The sequence below is a fragment of the Kosakonia sp. MUSA4 genome (genome assembly GCF_013085925.1).
GTDB lineage: Bacteria > Pseudomonadota > Gammaproteobacteria > Enterobacterales > Enterobacteriaceae > Kosakonia > Kosakonia sacchari_B.
In genome coordinates this window covers 580,559-597,932 of record NZ_CP025697.1, presented here as the reverse complement: position 1 = coordinate 597,932, position 17,374 = coordinate 580,559, and the positions used below count along the sequence as shown (strand labels likewise).

Genomic DNA, 17,374 nt, shown 5'->3' with positions numbered 1-17,374 from the left:
ATTTGCAACGTAATCCGCATTGCGGTTAATTGAAATGGAAAAGGTATGAAGAACTGGAAAACGCTGCTTCTCGGTATCGCTATGGTTGCGAATACCAGTTTTGCTGCGCCTCAGGTTGTTGATAAAGTCGCTGCCGTCGTCAATAACGGCGTAGTGCTTGAAAGTGACGTTGATAGCATGATGCAGTCCGTAAAGGCCAACGCAGGCCAGGCGGGTCAGCAACTGCCGGACGACGCCACGCTGCGCCATCAGATCCTTGAACGTCTGATCATGGATCAAATCATTCTGCAGATGGGCACCAAAATGGGTGTCAAAGTGACGGACGAGCAGCTTGATGCCGCCATCGCCGACATTGCCAAACAGAACAATATGTCTATGGATCAATTGCGCAGCCGTCTGGCTTACGATGGGGTGAATTACAACACCTATCGCAACCAGATCCGCAAAGAGATGATCATCTCTGAAGTGCGCAACGGTGAAGTGCGCCGTCGTGTGACTGTCCTGCCGCAGGAAGTGGATGCCCTGGCGCAGCAGGTGGGGAACCAAAACGATGCCAGCACCGAACTGAACCTGAGCCACATCCTGATCCCGCTGCCGGAAAACCCGACGTCGGATCAAGTTAACGAAGCCGAAAACCAGGCGCGTTCCATTGTCGATCAGGCGCGTAAAGGCGATGATTTCGGCAAGCTGGCGATCACCTACTCTGCCGATCAGCAGGCGCTGAAAGGCGGCCAGATGGGTTGGGGACGCATTCAGGAGCTGCCAAGCATCTTCGCTCAGGCGCTGAGCACGGCGAAAAAAGGCGATATCATCGGGCCGATTCGTTCCGGCGTCGGTTTCCATATCCTGAAAGTTAACGATCTGCGCGGCCAGTCTCAGAACATCTCTGTGACGGAAGTTCACGCTCGTCATATCCTGCTGAAACCGTCACCCATCATGAGCGACGATCAGGCTCGCGTGAAACTGGAAGAGATCGCAGCGGACATTAAGAGCGGTAAAACCACGTTTGCTAATGCAGCGAAAGAGTTCTCCCAGGATCCGGGCTCTGCAAACCAGGGCGGCGATCTGGGTTGGGCGGCAGCGGATATTTACGATCCGGCATTCCGTGATGCGCTGATGAAGCTGAAACGCGGCCAGATGAGCGGCCCGGTGCACTCATCCTTCGGCTGGCACCTGATCGAAATGCTCGATTCGCGTAACGTTGATAAAACGGACGCCGCGCAGAAAGACAGAGCGTATCGCATGCTGATGAACCGCAAATTCTCTGAAGAGGCGGCAACCTGGATGCAGGAGCAACGCGCCAGCGCCTACGTGAAAATCCTGAGCAACTAAATGAAAACACAGCGTGTCGTTATCACTCCCGGCGAGCCCGCCGGGATTGGTCCGGATCTGGTGGTTCAGCTCGCCCAGCGCGACTGGCCGGTTGAACTGGTTATCTGTGCAGACGCAACGCTGTTAGCCGACCGGGCAGCCCTGCTCGGTCTGCCGTTGCAGCTTCGGGATTACGATCCCGCCGCTGCTGCGGTTGCGCAGCAAGCCGGTACCTTAACCGTGCTGCCTCTTCCGTTGTATGCGCCGGTGACGCCGGGCGTCCTCACCCCTCTTAACGGCCCTTATGTTGTGAAAACCCTTGCCCGCGCCTGCGATGGCTGCCTGAACGGTGAATTTGCAGCGCTGGTAACCGGCCCGGTACATAAAGGGGTGATCAACGACGCGGGTACGCCGTTTACCGGGCATACGGAGTTTTTCGAGGAGCGCTCGCACGCCGCCAAAGTGGTGATGATGCTGGCCACCGAAGAGCTACGCGTTGCGCTGGCAACCACCCATTTGCCGCTCAAAGACGTTGCACAAGCGATTACGCCAGCGTTGCTGCGCGAAGTGATTAGCATCCTGCACGGGGATTTACAGCAGAAATTTGGTATCCGCCATCCGCACATTCTGGTCTGCGGGCTGAATCCACACGCAGGTGAAGGCGGGCACATGGGGACGGAAGAGATCGATACGATCATTCCGGTGCTGGAAGAAATGCGAGCCAGCGGTATGAATTTGAGCGGTCCGCTACCTGCCGATACGCTATTTCAGCCCAAATACCTTGATAATGCCGACGCCGTACTGGCGATGTACCACGATCAGGGTCTGCCCGTGCTAAAATACCAGGGCTTTGGCCGCGGCGTGAATATCACTCTCGGTTTACCTTTTATTCGCACATCCGTTGACCACGGCACCGCGCTGGAACTGGCGGGCCATGGAACAGCAGATGTCGGCAGTTTTATTACGGCGCTTAACCTCGCCATCAAAATGATTGTTAATACTCAATGACTAATCGAGTCCATCAGGGCCACTTAGCCCGTAAACGCTTCGGGCAAAACTTTCTCCACGACCAGTTCGTGATCGACAGCATCGTATCGGCCATCAACCCACAAAAGGGTCAGGCGATAGTTGAAATCGGTCCGGGCCTTGGCGCACTGACCGAGCCGGTTGGCGAACGTCTGGATAAGCTGACAGTTATCGAACTTGACCGCGATCTGGCTGCCCGCCTGCAAACACATCCGTTCCTCGCGCCAAAACTGACAATTTATCAGCAAGATGCGATGACCATGAATTTTGGCGAGCTGTCGCAAACGCTCGGTCAGCCGCTGCGTGTTTTCGGCAACCTGCCGTATAACATCTCCACGCCATTGATGTTCCATCTGTTTAGCTATACTGATGCCATTGCCGATATGCACTTTATGTTGCAGAAAGAGGTGGTAAATCGTCTGGTTGCAGGACCAAACAGTAAGGCGTATGGTCGGTTAAGCGTGATGGCGCAGTACTACTGTCAGATTATTCCGGTGCTGGAAGTGCCTCCGACAGCTTTCGCGCCGCCGCCGAAGGTGGATTCTGCCGTGGTTCGTCTGGTGCCGTACACTACGTTGCCGCATCCGGTCAAAGAGATTCGCGCGCTGAGCCGCATTACCACCGAAGCCTTTAACCAGCGTCGTAAAACCATCCGCAATAGCCTCGGCAATGTGTTTACGGTTGAGGTGCTGGCATCGCTGGGGATCGACCCGACGATGCGCGCGGAAAATATCTCTGTTGCGCAGTACTGTCAGTTAGCCAACTACCTGACGGAAAATGCGCCGCCGAAGGAGAGTTAACTCATGATCAATTCGCCCCGAGTTTGTGTTCAGGTACAAAGCGTCTACATTGAGTCTCAGTCAACCCCCGACGATGAACGTTATGTGTTTGCTTACACCATCACCATCCGGAACCTGGGGCGAACCCCTGTCCAGTTGTTGAAACGCTACTGGCTGATCACCAATGGAAATGGCCGCGAAACGGAAGTGCAGGGCGAAGGTGTCGTCGGTGAACAGCCGCACATTGAGCCGGGCGGCGAATATCAATACACCAGCGGCGCGGTTATCGAGACGCCGATGGGCACCATGCAGGGCCACTACGAAATGATCGACGCGCAGGGCACTGCGTTTCGCATCGCCGTCCCGGTCTTCCGACTCGCTGTTCCAATACTGATTCATTAATCCAATGGCTACATATCTGATTGGTGACGTTCATGGTTGCTATGATGAACTGATCGCGCTGTTAAAACAGGTTGAATTTTCACCAGAGCAAGACACCCTCTGGCTTACCGGCGATTTAGTCGCCCGTGGGCCGGGGTCGCTGGATGTACTGCGTTACGTCAAATCACTGGGCGACAGCGTACGCATCGTACTGGGCAATCACGATCTGCATCTGCTGGCCGTCTTCGCCGGTATCAGCCGCAACAAACCCAAAGACCGGCTCAATTTATTGCTGGAAGCGCCCGACGCCGACGAGCTGATCAACTGGCTGCGTCGCCAGCCGCTGCTGCAAATCGACGAAGAGAAAAAGCTGGTGATGGCGCATGCCGGGATCACCCCGCAGTGGGATTTGCCGACGGCGATACACTGCGCGCGCGATATCGAAGCGGTGCTTTCCAGCGATTCCTATCCGCTATTCCTGGATGCCATGTACGGCGATCTGCCAAACCACTGGACGCCGGAACTCAGTGGGCTTGCCCGCCTGCGCTTTATCACTAATGCCTTCACGCGTATGCGTTACTGCTTCCCGAACGGGCAGTTGGATATGTACTGCAAGGATATTCCCGAGTATGCGCCTGCACCGCTTAAACCGTGGTTCTCAATTCCGGGACCGGTTTCGCAGGAGTACAGCATTGCCTTTGGCCACTGGGCATCGCTGGAAGGCGCTGGCACACCGGAAGGGATTTACGCGCTGGATACCGGCTGCTGCTGGGGCGGCGTACTGACCTGCCTGCGCTGGGAAGACAAAATGTACTTCACGCAACCGTCAAATCGCCAGATGGATTTAGGGGATGGCGAGGCGATAGCCTCTTAAAGGATTCCCCGGCGGCGGCCCGCGCCGGGGTGACATCTTAGCGGCGCTCGAGGATCTCAAAGCAGTAGCTATGCGAGTTCTGCGCATCCGCATCATGGAATTCGCTAAATACCGATTCCCAGTCGTCCGGGTCGTAATCCGGGAAGTGGGTATCGCCTTCCACTTCCGCATCAATGTGCGTCAGGTAGAGGCGCTGCGCCTTCGGCAGACACTGTTCGTAAACACGCCCGCCGCCGATCACCATGATCTCTTCCACATCGCCGCAGGCGGCAATCGCTTCATCCACGGATTTCACCCATTCGACACGATCGTCAGTACCCGGCTGGCTACTGATCACAATGTTCTTGCGCCCCGGTAACGGACGGCCGATGGATTCCCACGTCAGACGCCCCATCACCACCGGTTTGTTTAAGGTATTGCGCTTAAACCAGGCGAGATCGGCCGGTAAATTCCACGGCATGGCGTTCTCCATACCAATCACGCGATCCACGGCTAGCGCGGCAATCAGACTGATCATTCATTCATTCCTGGATGCAAAAAAATTGTCGCCACTATACGGAAAGCACAATCTTTCGTCGATGGGGGGCAAGGCAAAGGATAAGAAAATTTTTCATTCTGCTGGCGATACCGCAACCTGTTGCTGCACCGCCAGCTTTCCACTCGCTTTAATTCAAAACGTTATCCGTAAACCAGCCTGAACAGATTCACACCTGCGGTTTCACCGCCGGTTCGTCTGCCGGATCGTCCGTATGCCGCCCCTCTTCCGTTCCCTGCCAGCCATGACGCTGTGTTAACGAAAGATGTGCGCGATCCTCTGAGATGATTTCCGTCAACATGGCGCTGGTGCGCTTAAACACGGCGGCGCGCGCCTGCGCATCATTCTCGACCTGCGCCATCTCTTCCACCATCGACGTATTGAAACGGCGGAAATGGTCGGCACGCTCGCGGGCTTCATAGGGGCCTAACCCTAACCCTTCCAGCGCCAGACGCCCGGTTTTCAGCGCCGCTTCGAAGGTTTCACGCTCCGGTCTGTCTACGCCCGCCTGTCGCAGGCGGATATAGTGATCAACATCGCGGGCGCGGGCAATAATGCGCAGATCCGGGAAGTGCTCTTTTGCCAGCTCCGTCAATTGCAGGCTGGCCTGTGGATCGTCAATCGCATTAATCAGCACCTCAGCACGCCCGGCACCGGCGGACTCCAGCAGATCGACGCGCGTGGCATCACCATAGAAGACTTTCATGCCGAATTTACGCAGCGTTTCGATATGATCGGGATCGTGGTCAAGCACCACCATTTTCACGCCGCTGGAAAGCAGCAGACGCCCGGCTATCTGACCAAAACGACCAAATCCGGCGATAATCACCCGCGCCTCTTCTTCATCGATCTCATCGGCTTCGCGCTCCTGCTGTGAACCGGCAGTTTCCAGCCGCGCCAGCAGCACCAGCAGAACTGGCGTCGCCGCCATTGATAACGCGACGGTCAGCGTTAGCGCTTTCGCCCATTCCGGATCGAGCACCTGCGCGGTTTGCGCGGCGCCAAACACCACAAAAGCGAATTCACTCCCCTGCCCCAGCAGCGCGGCAAACCACATCCGCTGTTTACCCGGCACGCGTAGCGGGCGGGCGATCAGCCACAGCACCACGCTTTTAATCACCAGGAAACCCACCAGCAACAGCAGGATACGCAGCGGGTGTGTCACCAGCGTACCGAAGTCGATGGACATGCCGACGCCAATAAAGAACAGCCCCAGCAGCAGGCCTTTAAACGGTTCGATGTCGCTTTCCAGCGCGTGACGATATTCAGAGCTGGCCAGTAACACCCCGGCAAGGAAGGCGCCCATCGCCATCGACAATCCCGCCTCTTCCAGCAATAACCCAAAGCCGAACACCAGAAACAGCGCCACGGCGCAGAACACTTCCCGCAGCCCGGAGCGAGCAACAAAACGCAACGCCGGACGGGCGACATAACGCCCAATCAGCACTACCAGCGCCAGCGCGCCCACTACTTTCAGCGCCGAAAGGGTAAAAGCGCTTAACGTCATCGCACCGCCGCTGGCCGCCAGCAGCGGAATCATCGCCACCAGCGGGATGGCCGCGATATCCTGGAACAGCAGCACCGAGAAGGCGCTGCGCCCCATTTGCGAAACCGTCAGGTTACGTTCATTCATCGCCTGCATGGCAATCGCAGTGGAAGAGAGCGCCAGCGTCAGACCAATCAGCAGCGCCACTGGCCACGCCAGCCCCTGCAGGGCGCAAAACACGCCAAGCAGCAGGCCGCAGCTCACCATTTGCAGCGCGCCGCCGCCAAACACCGAAGCGCGCAACTTCCACAATCGTTGCGGATCCAGCTCAAGGCCAATCACGAAAAGCATCAGCACCACGCCAATTTCGGCGAAATGGAGAATGGATTCGGCATCGGTCACCAGGCGCAATCCCCACGGGCCAATAATGCCGCCAGCAATCAGGTAGCCAAGCACCGACCCCAGCCCCAATCGTACAGCGATGGGGACAACCAGCGCAGCCGAACCGAGGTAGATCAGCGCCTGTATTAATGAATGGCTATCCATGTGCTGCCTCCTGCCACTCCAGCAAACGTTGTTTGTAATGACGCGCCTGCGCCTGCAGGGTTTCATCGTCGCAAATAAAAGTACAGTGCACGGCAAAAGGCGGTAACCAGTTCATCCCGCAGTAAATGGCGGTGGCTTGTAACGGCTGCGAAAGCACATCAAAACCGGGGTGCGAACCAATATCAAAATGGTGGTCGCCGCCGCCAGTGGTCACAGCCCACATCACGTTTTTACCTTTAAGCGCGGTGCCCTCGTGACCATAGGCCCAGCCATGCGACAACACTTTATCCAGCCAGAGTTTCAGCAACGGCGGAACGCTGTACCACTGCATCGGATGTTGCCAGATAACCAGCGAAGCGCGGAAAAGCGCCTCCTGCTCGGCGGCTATATCAATATTAAAGTCGGGGTATAGCTCATAGAGAGAACGGATTTCGACGCCTTCCAGCGTCCTTGCCTGCTCAATCATTCGCTTATTCGCATGCGAATGCTGCGGATAAGGATGGGCATAAATTATAAGGATCATCGATCAACCTGTTTTTCACTGCGTTCTTTTTCTTGAGAGTGTAGACAGTTAATCATCAGGCTTAAAGCGACAATCTGTGCGGGAATGGCAGGCGCAACTCGCGCGCCTGCCAGTGAAGGGAGTTACATCGGAGGGACGAGCGTCAGTGGCGAGACATTCAGCGTCTGTGCCAGCGTACTCAGCACGAGGTTATGATCATCACGCTGCGGCGCGCCGGAGACCGTCACCGTACCTATCAGGCAACCGCTGGTCAGATAAAGCGGATAACTGCCGCCAAATGCCGCATAGTCTCGCGCATCCACGCCATAACGTTCACTCAGCGTCGTGCCACGGGATTGCAGCATCAACCCGGCAGCCCAGGAGCTGATGCCGAGAAAATCCACCAGATTACGTTTACGCCGCACCCAATCCACGTTTTCTGCCGTCGCGCGGGGCATTAGCGCGCTGAACAGGCACAGTTGATTGATACGAATCTCAATCGCCAGCGCATAGTCGTTGCGCAGTGCCGCCTGGTATAACGCACTCCCCAGCGTCCAGGCATCCGCATAATCGAAGGCCGGAAAGCGCAATTTGGCGTGGTGGCTTTCGCATAATGCGATCTGTTGCTCCAGTGTCATGGTGCTCTCCGCTATGCGCGATGCGGCTGATCGTCGCTGCTGACCAGAACCCGATCATCGGCTTGCAGGTCGCATTTCTTCGGCAACAGGAAGGTGATCGTCCCGGCAATCATCAGTGAACCCGCCAGGGCGCAGACGGCCACATTCTGCCCGTAAAAGTAGATCATCACGCCGACCAGATACGGGCCGCAGAAACCACCCAGATTGCCCAGACCGTTGATCACGCCACGCGCGCTACCGGCCACTTCCGGCGAGGCAATTCTTCCGGGAATAGACCAGAACGGGCTGGTCGCCGCCTTGAGGAAGAAACCGCACATCACCAGCGCAATATAAGCCGCCACCACATGTTCACGTAACAATACCGAAGCCAGCAGTGAGGCGGCGAAACAGTAAAGGGAGAGGCGCACCCAGGCGCGACGCTTACCGCTGCGATCGCTGAACAGCGAGATGGTATAGATCCCGGCAAGCGTGGCAACAAAAGGTAAGATCGCCAGAAGCCCGACTCCGGCCATATTGGCACCGGTCAGATTTTTCAGGATCGTCGGCAACCACAGGGTGTAACCATAATCCCCGGTTTGATAGAAGAAGTTGAGCACCACCAGCTTCATCAGGCCGGCATTGCGAAACACATCTTTTACCGGCGCATTGCTGACCGCCTCTTCCGCCAGCCGCGCTTCGCGCTCGCGCGCCAGCGTGGTGACCAGATATTCGCGTTCGCTGGCTGGCAGCCAGTGCGCCTCTTCCGGCCGATCGCTGATCAGCCGCCACCACACCAGCAGCACCACCAGTGAAAGCAGCCCTTCGATGATAAACAGCCAGCGCCAGTCGAGCGCCGCGATGATCGCCCCGGAAACCGGTGCGGTCAGCATGCCGCCAAGCGGGGCAAACATCATGACAAACGCATTCGCCCGGCCTACCTCTTTTTCCGGGAACCAGTTGCTGACCATCGTCAGCACCACTGGCAACATGCCACCTTCGGAAACGCCAAGGATAAAGCGCAACACCAGCAGTTGATATTCATGCGTTACGAATCCGGTGGCGACAGAAACCACCGCCCACGCCAGCAGCGACCAGGCGATAAAACGCTTGCCGCTGCCGTTTACCGCGCTACGCCCACCAGGAATTTGCAAGAACAAATAACCGATAAAAAAGATCCCGCTGGCGACGCCCGCCATCTGGCTGGTGATGCCTAAATCCGCCTCCATACCGCCGGGCAGCGCGAAGCTGATATTAACCCTGTCCATAAACGAAATAATGCAGGCAATAAGCACAGGCGCAATGATCCGCCACCAGCGCGTGCCGGGTATTTTAGTGTTCATATGTTTTCTCTCTGAGGCAGAGGTGAGGATCAGGCAATCACATTGGGCAGCGGCGCCTGAGCAAAATAAGCGGCAACGTTGGCGTACACCACATCGCTCATTTTTTGTCGGGTTTCATGCGTTGCGCTGGCAACGTGCGGTTGCAGTACAACGTTGTCGAGCGCGATCAGCGCTGCCGGGACATTCGGTTCATCTTCATAAACGTCCAGGCCAGCACCGGCGATAACACCGTTTTGTAACGCGCGGATCAATGCCGTTTCATCGACCAGTGAACCGCGGGCGATGTTAATTAACCAGGCATGTTTCGGCATCACGTTAAATACCGAGGCATCGATCAGTTTGTGGTTTGCTGCTCCGGCAGAAGCCGCAATCACCAGAAAATCGCTCTCATGGGCGAGGGTATGCAGATCTGCGCACCAGTGATAATCCAGCCCGGCAATCGGCTGCCGGTCGTTGTAGAGGATCTCCATATCGAAACCGCTGGCCCGACGGGCGATGGCCTGGCCGATATTGCCCATACCGAAGATGCCAATGCATTTGCCGCTGACCTGCGTTGCCAGCGCTGGCGCGGAGGTTAACCAGCGCCCCTCGCGGACAAAACGATCGCCCTGGCAGAGTTGACGCGCCCCCGCCAGCAGCAACCCCATCGCCAGATCGGCCACCCCTTGCGTTAACACGCCAGAGGTGATGGTGACAGCAATATTGCGTTTACGGGTGTAGTGCAGATCAACCGCATCGGTGCCTACGCCGAACAGCGCCACCAGCCCCACCTGCGGTAATGCTTCGAGAACATGATTGGTTACGCCGATATCGCCACGCGTCACCACCACCTGAATGTCGGCCCCAACGCGTTGCAGAAAAGCCTCTGCGTCAGCTTGTTCATAAAGGCGATGCACCGTGAAAGTAGTGGAGAGGCGATCGAGCAGGCTGTCTACAACAGGAGCGATCAGCAGTACGGTCTGGTTAGTTTTTGTATTCATCGTGATACCTGTTTGAAAGTTTCAGTACGTCCTGCGTCTTATCAAACGGGTTTTCGGCGGGTATTTTTGCGATCTCCATCACGCTGAATTGTGTTAAAAAAGCGTGTTACCTTCTTCGTGATCGGCACGGGTAAAATGCCGCATTCCCCCCTGAAAAGGTGCGACATAAGCACAACAAAATACTAACAACAGCCCGCACGACAGAAAGGTTAGATGGTTTCGCCCATCGACAGGCGATAGTGCAGATCGACGTGTTCAATGGTTGGCAATCCTTTGATTTTCTTGAGCAGGATTTCGGTCGCGACCTTTCCCATCTCGAAGCGCGGGGTCAAAACGCTGGCCAGACGCGGGCTGATAACCTGCCCAATCTCCAGACCGTGGAACCCGGCAATCGCGATCTCAGCAGGCACTTTGATCCCGGAAGTAAGGCACTCCTGTAACACCCCAACGGCAAGGTCGTCGTTGGTACATAAAATACCGTCCATATCCGGGTACATTTGCCGCGCCAGCGTCATCATGCCGGTGCCGATAGAAATCGAGGACACCTTATTTGGCGCAATCCGCCCGACCGGTAAACCCTGCGCTTCCATCGCCTGGCAGTAACCGTTATAGCGCTGCTCGTCGCGCACGTCAGACATCGAGCCGAAGTAGATAATGCGCCGCTTGCCGCTGGCCAGCAGCATCGTGGTCATATCAAAACCAGCCTTCATATTGTCGAAACCGACATTGATACGATCGGCATTCGACGACAGCCCCATCACCTCGGCAATCGGAATTTTGGCCGCTTTCAGATACTTCTCCGCCCGCAGACTATGAACCGACTCAGTAAGCAGCAACCCTTTGACATTAAAGGCTAAAACCGTAGCAATTTGCTCCTCTTCGCGCTGGCTGTCGTAGTCATAATTGACCACCAGCGTCTGGTAGCCCTGCGCAGAAGTGACCGATTCAATTCCCGCGAGCAAGTCGGCAAAGATTTGATTATTAAAAGAGGGGATCAGCACGCCGATGCGCGGCAGCACGTTGGCAGACATCGCCGGGTTATCCGGATCGGGTTGGTAACCCACTTCGGCAATGACACTGGCGATACGCTCGGCCGTGTCGGGCTTCACCTTCTCCGGCGTGCGCAGATAGCGGCTGACCGTCATTTTAGTTACGCCCGCCAGCGCAGCGATATCATGCAAAGTAATACGTTGTGCCTTCATGGTTGCTACCTGTCCTGACGCCAGCCCGAGCCCGTTATTATGCCCCTTGTCGCCGGAAAAGAGAATTGCCCAACTGCGCTGCAATGCGCGGTTAACCGCCGGATTGCCCTCAGTTTTCCGCCCTGCTTCACACTAAAAGTAACCCCTTTTCGTAACATGGATTTGAGTGATCTACGTCACAGTTCAGCCAGGGTAAAAACCGTGAGATAGGGGCTACATCATTCGCTCAGGAAATAACAATGAACGATCTTTTCAGTTTAAACGGCAAACGCATTTTAATTACCGGCTCAGGTCAGGGGATCGGTTTTGTTATGGCGCAGGGGCTGGCGCAGTACGGCGCGGAAATCATCATTAACGATATCTCGGCGGAACGCGCCGAACAAGCCGCGATGAAACTACGCGATGAAGGCGCAACCGCGCATGTCGCGGTATTCAACGTGACCGATGCCGAATCTGTTGAGCAGGCGATTGACGATATTGAACGCCATATCGGCGCCATCGACGTGCTGTTCAATAACGCAGGCATCCAGCGGCGTCATCCTTTTACCGAGTTCCCGGTGGATGAGTGGAACGCGGTTATTGCCGTTAACCAGACCGCCGTTTTCCTGGTGTCGCAGGCTGTCGCTAAACGCATGATGGCGCGCCAGCAGGGCAAAATCGTCAATATCTGCTCAATGCAGAGTGAACTGGGCCGCGACACCATTACGCCATATGCCGCCGCGAAAGGCGCAGTGAAAATGCTGACGCGCGGCATGTGCGTCGAACTGGCGCGCCACAATATTCAGGTCAACGGGATTGCGCCTGGCTATTTTAAAACCGCCATGACGCAGGCGTTGGTGGATGACAAAGCGTTCACCAACTGGCTATGCAAACGCACCCCTGCCGCTCGCTGGGGCGATCCGCAGGAACTGGTTGGCGCCGCAGTGTTTCTCTCCTCCAAAGCCTCCGACTTCGTTAACGGGCATTTACTGTTCGTCGATGGCGGCATGCTGGTTGCGGTGTAAGGAGCGCACGATGACTGGTCAGTGCGTGATTTTAATGGGCGTCTCCGGTACCGGGAAAAGCACGGTAGGTCTGGCGCTTGCGCAGGCAATGCAGGCGAAGTTTATCGATGGTGACGATCTGCATCCCCGACAGAACATTCGTAAAATGGCCTCGGGCCAGGCATTGGATGATGATGATCGCCTGCCGTGGCTGGAACGCCTTTCCGACGTTATTTTTAGTCTGGAACAAAAAAATGAATCTGGCGTGCTGGTCTGCTCGGCGCTGAAAAAACGTTATCGCGACCAGCTTCGCAGCGGGAACAGCAATCTCTGTTTTCTCTGGCTCCGGGGCGATTACACCTGCGTGCTGGAAAGAATGCGCCAGCGTCAGGGGCATTTTATGCCCGAAGCGCTGCTGCAAAGCCAGTTCGCCGCGCTGGAAGTTCCCGCTGATGACGAACCCGACATTCTGGCGGTGGATATCACACCGCCGGTGGCCACGATTGTTTCGCAAAGCCTTTCCCTGTTACAAAACTACGTTAACCAGGATGTCCCTGCATGATCATTGATACCTTATCCGCTGGCGCGGTGAATCCGCTCTATCCGGCAATTATTCGCCAGACGCTCCAGGCCATTCTCGATAAGAAACCGCACTCACTGGCGGCGGGAAAATATCCGTTGCAGGGCGACAGCGTTTTCTTCTCAGTGGTTGAAGGGCATACCCGGCTGCTGGCTGAGCAGCGCCCGGAATTTCATCGTCAATATATTGATATCCATATTGTATTAAGCGGCGAAGAGGTGGTTGGCGCAGGCGTGACCGGCTTGCCGCTTGAACTTAGCGAGCCGTTTAATAATGCGAACGATCTCGGTTTTTGTCAGCACATTGCCAGCGAGACGCTGATTCATTTACAGCCTGAAGAACTGGCAATTATCTTCCCGCTGGAGCTGCACCGCCCGATGTCCAGCCTGACGTCGCCCGCCGCGCTGCGTAAAATCGTGGTGAAAATCGACGCGGCGCTGCTGAAATAAGCGCATAAAAAAGTCCCGCCGTAGCGGGACTCCTTCTCACAGCAAGGCAAACCGGATTAGTTATCCAGCTCGCTCATGTTTTTCACCTGATCGCGATTAATCTGCTCGGTTTTACCGGTTTCGGCATTTTTATAGGAAACCAGCCCGGTGTCATCATCCACCTTCGGCTTACCATCGGTCACAATGGTGCGGCCATCCGTGGTGCGAACAGCCTGATTTGAAGAACAACCGGCAACGGTAAACAGCGCTGCGGCAGTAAAAATCGACGTCATCAGAAGTTTGTTCATTTGCATGGTTATCTCCCTGCTTTCAGTGAATTTCATTCGTCTGTTAACCTATTTTAGGTTAACTCACTGTAAGCGTGAGGAAATGCAGAACCTTCTGAAGATTGGCAATAACAGAAAGGTGTTGTAGGCCGGATAAAGCAACGCCGCCATCCGGCGACCAACCGCAACGCGGGATCAGGATCATGCCTGATGGCGCTTCGCTTATCAGGCCTACAGAACGTAGAAGTCGGGAAAGGAAAACCGGCCCGCGAAACGGGCCGGTGTCAGGCTTACTTGCGGATTTGCGCGTGCATTTCCTGCACGGAAATCACTTTCTCGGTAGCATCCGCATTCAGCGCCATCGCGGTGGCGAAGCCGCCGTTCAGCGTGGTGTCGTAATGCACTTTGTATTGCAGCGCGCTGCGGCGAATCAGTTTGGAATCCTCAATCGCCTGGCGGCCTGCCGTGGTGTTGATGATGTAGGTGTACTCGCCATTCTTGATACGATCCTGAATGTGCGGGCGACCTTCATGCACTTTGTTCACCAGACGCGGGTTGATACCGGCTTCGCCCAGCACAATCGCTGTGCCGTGGGTTGCATCCAGTTCAAAGCCCTGTTTCAGCAGCTTAGCCGCCAGATCCACCACGCGCTCTTTATCGCCTTCGCGAACAGAGAGCAGCGCGCGACCGTATTTCTTCATCGTCGAGTTGCTGCCGAGCTGTGCTTTGGCAAATGCTTCAGCAAAGGTGCGCCCGACGCCCATCACTTCACCGGTAGAGCGCATTTCTGGCCCTAACAGCGGGTCAACGCCAGGGAACTTGTTAAACGGCAGCACCACCTCTTTCACTGAGTAGTACGGCGGGATGATTTCTTTAGTGTGGCCCTGCTGCGCCAGCGTTTTGCCGGTCATCACGCGCGCTGCCACTTTCGCTAACTGCACGCCGGTCGCCTTGGAGACGAACGGTACGGTACGCGCCGCACGCGGGTTTACCTCAATCAGGTAAACTTCGTTGTCTTTCACCGCGAACTGCACGTTCATCAGACCGCGAACCTGCAACTCGAACGCCAGTTTCTGCACCTGCTGGCGCATGACGTCCTGAATTTCCTGGCTCAGCGTGTAAGCCGGCAGAGAGCAGGCGGAGTCGCCGGAGTGAACGCCCGCTTGTTCGATGTGCTCCATGATGCCGCCAATCAGCACCATTTCACCATCGCAGATGGCATCAACATCCACTTCCACCGCATCATCGAGGAAACGGTCAAGCAGAACCGGCGCATCGTTGGAAACGCTGACCGCCGTCATAAAGTAGCGACGCAGGTCGACTTCGTCATAGACGATTTCCATCGCGCGGCCGCCCAGCACGTAGGATGGGCGCACCACCAGCGGGTAACCAATCTCTTTCGCCTTTTCTATAGCCTGCTCAATCGCCGTGACGGTGGCGTTTGCTGGCTGTTTCAGCTTCAGACGGTCAACCGCCTGCTGGAAGCGCTCACGGTCTTCCGCACGGTCAATCGCATCCGGGCTGGTACCGATAACCGGCACGCCTGCGGCTTCCAGCGCACGCGCCAGTTTCAGCGGTGTCTGGCCGCCATACTGCACGATGACGCCTTTTGGCTTCTCTACGCGAACGATTTCCAGCACATCTTCGAAGGTCACCGGCTCAAAGTAGAGGCGATCAGAGGTGTCGTAATCGGTCGAAACGGTTTCCGGGTTACAGTTAACCATAATGGTTTCGTAACCGTCTTCACGCAGTGCCAGCGACGCATGTACGCAGCAGTAGTCGAATTCAATGCCCTGGCCGATACGGTTTGGACCGCCGCCCAGCACCATGATTTTTTCGCGATCCTGGCTCGGGTTAGCTTCGCACTCATCTTCATAAGTGGAGTACATATAGGCCGTATCCGTGGCGAACTCTGCTGCACAGGTATCCACACGTTTGTAGACCGGGTGCAGATCGTACTGATCGCGCAGTTTGCGGATTTCCGCTTCGCGTACGCCAACCAGTTTCGCCAGACGCGCATCGGCAAAGCCTTTACGTTTCAGGGTGCGCAGGAAGTCTGCGTCCAGACCGTTAATGCCCACCGCAGCAACCTGCTCTTCCAGACGCACCAGCTCTTCAATCTGCACCAGGAACCAGCGGTCAATATTGGTCAGGTTAAACACGCCGTCGATGGAGAGACCCGCACGGAATGCATCGGCGATGTACCAGATACGCTCTGCGCCTGCGTCTTTCAGTTCGCGGCGGATTTTGGTCAGCGCTTCCGGATCGTCAAGGCTCACTTTCGGGTCAAAACCGGTCGCGCCTACTTCCAGACCGCGCAGCGCTTTCTGCATCGATTCCTGCTGCGTGCGGCCAATGGCCATCACTTCACCGACGGATTTCATCTGCGTGGTCAGACGGTCATTGGCGCCGACAAATTTCTCGAAGTTGAAGCGAGGGATCTTGGTTACAACGTAGTCGATGGACGGTTCGAACGACGCCGGAGTACGGCCGCCGGTGATGTCGTTCATCAACTCATCCAGCGTATAACCCACCGCCAGCTTGGCTGCCACTTTCGCAATCGGGAAGCCGGTCGCTTTTGAGGCCAGCGCAGAAGAGCGGGATACGCGCGGGTTCATTTCAATCACTATCAGACGACCGTTTTTCGGGTTCACCGCGAACTGTACGTTGGAGCCACCGGTTTCCACCCCGATTTCACGCAGTACCGCCATCGAGGCGTTACGCATGATTTGGTACTCTTTATCGGTCAGGGTCTGTGCTGGCGCCACGGTGATGGAGTCACCGGTGTGGATCCCCATGGCGTCGAAGTTTTCAATGGAACAGACAATGATGCAGTTGTCGTTTTTATCACGCACCACTTCCATCTCGTACTCTTTCCAGCCAATCAGCGATTCATCAATCAGCAGCTCATTGGTTGGCGAGAGATCCAGCCCGCGGGCGCAAATCTCTTCAAACTCTTCACGGTTATAGGCGATGCCGCCACCGGTGCCGCCCATGGTAAAGGAAGGACGGATGATGCACGGGAAACCCACGTCAGCCGCGACGGCCAGCGCTTCGTCCATGGTATGTGCGATACCGGAACGCGCGGTGTCGAGACCGATTTTCTTCATCGCGATGTCGAAACGACGGCGATCTTCTGCTTTATCAATCGCATCAGCGGTCGCGCCAATCATGGTGACGCCAAACTCTTCCAGCACGCCCTGACGTTCCAGTTCCAGCGCGCAGTTCAGCGCGGTTTGACCGCCCATGGTTGGCAGTACGGCATCCGGACGCTCTTTTTCGATGATTTTGCGTACCACTTCCCAGTGGATTGGCTCGATATAAGTGGCGTCCGCCATCTCCGGGTCGGTCATGATCGTCGCCGGGTTGGAGTTCACCAGGATAACGCGGTAACCCTCTTCGCGCAGCGCTTTACACGCCTGCGCACCGGAGTAGTCGAACTCACACGCCTGGCCGATAACAATCGGACCCGCGCCAAGGATCAGGATACTTTTGATGTCTGTACGTTTTGGCATGG

The 17,374-nt window shown here is 56.1% G+C and carries 17 protein-coding genes; 8 read left to right on the top strand and 9 right to left on the bottom strand.

Annotated features, from left to right (window positions below; translation table 11 throughout):
* Positions 1–45 precede the first annotated feature (45 nt).
* Genes surA through apaH form a run of 5 tightly spaced genes read left to right on the top strand, consistent with a single transcriptional unit; the run spans position 46 to position 4,371 of the window.
* Positions 46–1,332 carry a peptidylprolyl isomerase SurA gene (gene surA / locus C0557_RS02855; RefSeq protein WP_043955045.1) on the top strand — a complete coding sequence of 429 codons (1,287 nt, stop codon included), beginning with the start codon at positions 46–48 and terminating at the stop codon, positions 1,330–1,332.
* A complete protein-coding gene (gene pdxA, locus C0557_RS02850) occupies positions 1,333–2,319 on the top strand; it encodes a 4-hydroxythreonine-4-phosphate dehydrogenase PdxA (RefSeq protein ID WP_208657425.1) in 987 nt (328 codons plus the stop codon).
* Positions 2,316–3,137, top strand: coding sequence for a 16S rRNA (adenine(1518)-N(6)/adenine(1519)-N(6))-dimethyltransferase RsmA (gene rsmA / locus C0557_RS02845; RefSeq protein ID WP_074774930.1), 822 nt, complete (start codon positions 2,316–2,318; stop codon positions 3,135–3,137). The genes pdxA and rsmA overlap by 4 nt, the downstream gene beginning before the upstream one ends.
* Before the next feature lie 3 nt (positions 3,138–3,140).
* On the top strand, positions 3,141–3,518 hold the full coding sequence (gene apaG / locus C0557_RS02840; RefSeq protein ID WP_035886540.1) for a Co2+/Mg2+ efflux protein ApaG: 378 nt from the start codon (positions 3,141–3,143) through the stop codon (positions 3,516–3,518).
* Between the two features lie 4 nt (positions 3,519–3,522).
* Complete coding sequence (gene apaH / locus C0557_RS02835) at positions 3,523–4,371, top strand: bis(5'-nucleosyl)-tetraphosphatase (symmetrical) ApaH (RefSeq protein ID WP_208657424.1); 849 nt, start codon at positions 3,523–3,525, stop codon at positions 4,369–4,371.
* A gap of 37 nt (positions 4,372–4,408) precedes the next feature.
* On the opposite strand, the gene folA is transcribed toward apaH, so the two are convergent.
* The 7 genes from folA to C0557_RS02800 form a co-directional block, all read right to left on the bottom strand.
* Positions 4,409–4,888: a type 3 dihydrofolate reductase gene (gene folA / locus C0557_RS02830; RefSeq protein ID WP_007373107.1), complete on the bottom strand. Its 480-nt coding sequence runs from the start codon at positions 4,886–4,888 to the stop codon at positions 4,409–4,411.
* 187 nt (positions 4,889–5,075) lie between these two features.
* Positions 5,076–6,938, bottom strand: a complete 1,863-nt coding sequence (kefC, locus tag C0557_RS02825; RefSeq protein ID WP_208657423.1) for a glutathione-regulated potassium-efflux system protein KefC — start codon at positions 6,936–6,938, stop codon at positions 5,076–5,078.
* A complete protein-coding gene (gene kefF, locus C0557_RS02820; RefSeq protein ID WP_208657422.1) occupies positions 6,931–7,461 on the bottom strand; it encodes a glutathione-regulated potassium-efflux system oxidoreductase KefF in 531 nt (176 codons plus the stop codon). The genes kefC and kefF overlap by 8 nt, the downstream gene beginning before the upstream one ends.
* A 122-nt stretch (positions 7,462–7,583) precedes the next feature.
* Entirely contained in the window at positions 7,584–8,078 is a 495-nt protein-coding gene (locus C0557_RS02815; protein ID WP_208657421.1) for a heme-degrading domain-containing protein, read from the bottom strand.
* Positions 8,079–8,089: 11 nt separating this feature from the next.
* The gene (locus C0557_RS02810; protein WP_208657420.1) at positions 8,090–9,397 is read right to left on the bottom strand and encodes an MFS transporter; all 1,308 of its coding nucleotides are present in this window, start codon (positions 9,395–9,397) and stop codon (positions 8,090–8,092) included.
* A gap of 29 nt (positions 9,398–9,426) precedes the next feature.
* Positions 9,427–10,377, bottom strand: a complete 951-nt coding sequence (locus C0557_RS02805) for a 2-hydroxyacid dehydrogenase (RefSeq protein ID WP_208657419.1) — start codon at positions 10,375–10,377, stop codon at positions 9,427–9,429.
* A 209-nt stretch (positions 10,378–10,586) separates the two neighbouring features.
* Complete coding sequence (locus C0557_RS02800) at positions 10,587–11,579, bottom strand: LacI family DNA-binding transcriptional regulator (protein ID WP_064568461.1); 993 nt, start codon at positions 11,577–11,579, stop codon at positions 10,587–10,589.
* A gap of 239 nt (positions 11,580–11,818) precedes the next feature.
* Between C0557_RS02800 and idnO the strand changes: the two genes are divergently transcribed.
* Genes idnO through C0557_RS02785 form a run of 3 tightly spaced genes read left to right on the top strand, consistent with a single transcriptional unit; the run spans position 11,819 to position 13,591 of the window.
* Positions 11,819–12,583 (top strand): gluconate 5-dehydrogenase, encoded by a 765-nt coding sequence (gene idnO / locus C0557_RS02795; protein ID WP_208657418.1) that lies wholly within the window; start codon positions 11,819–11,821, stop codon positions 12,581–12,583.
* A 10-nt stretch (positions 12,584–12,593) separates the two neighbouring features.
* Positions 12,594–13,124, top strand: coding sequence for a gluconokinase (locus tag C0557_RS02790; RefSeq protein WP_208657417.1), 531 nt, complete (start codon positions 12,594–12,596; stop codon positions 13,122–13,124).
* On the top strand, positions 13,121–13,591 hold the full coding sequence (locus C0557_RS02785; RefSeq protein ID WP_208657416.1) for a YhcH/YjgK/YiaL family protein: 471 nt from the start codon (positions 13,121–13,123) through the stop codon (positions 13,589–13,591). Before C0557_RS02790 ends, C0557_RS02785 begins: the two co-directional genes overlap by 4 nt.
* Before the next feature lie 56 nt (positions 13,592–13,647).
* On the opposite strand, the gene C0557_RS02780 is transcribed toward C0557_RS02785, so the two are convergent.
* Positions 13,648–13,878, bottom strand: coding sequence for a YgdI/YgdR family lipoprotein (locus C0557_RS02780; RefSeq protein WP_074775165.1), 231 nt, complete (start codon positions 13,876–13,878; stop codon positions 13,648–13,650).
* Between the two features lie 269 nt (positions 13,879–14,147).
* The gene (gene carB, locus C0557_RS02775) at positions 14,148–17,372 is read right to left on the bottom strand and encodes a carbamoyl-phosphate synthase large subunit (protein WP_074774902.1); all 3,225 of its coding nucleotides are present in this window, start codon (positions 17,370–17,372) and stop codon (positions 14,148–14,150) included.
* Positions 17,373–17,374 lie beyond the last annotated feature (2 nt).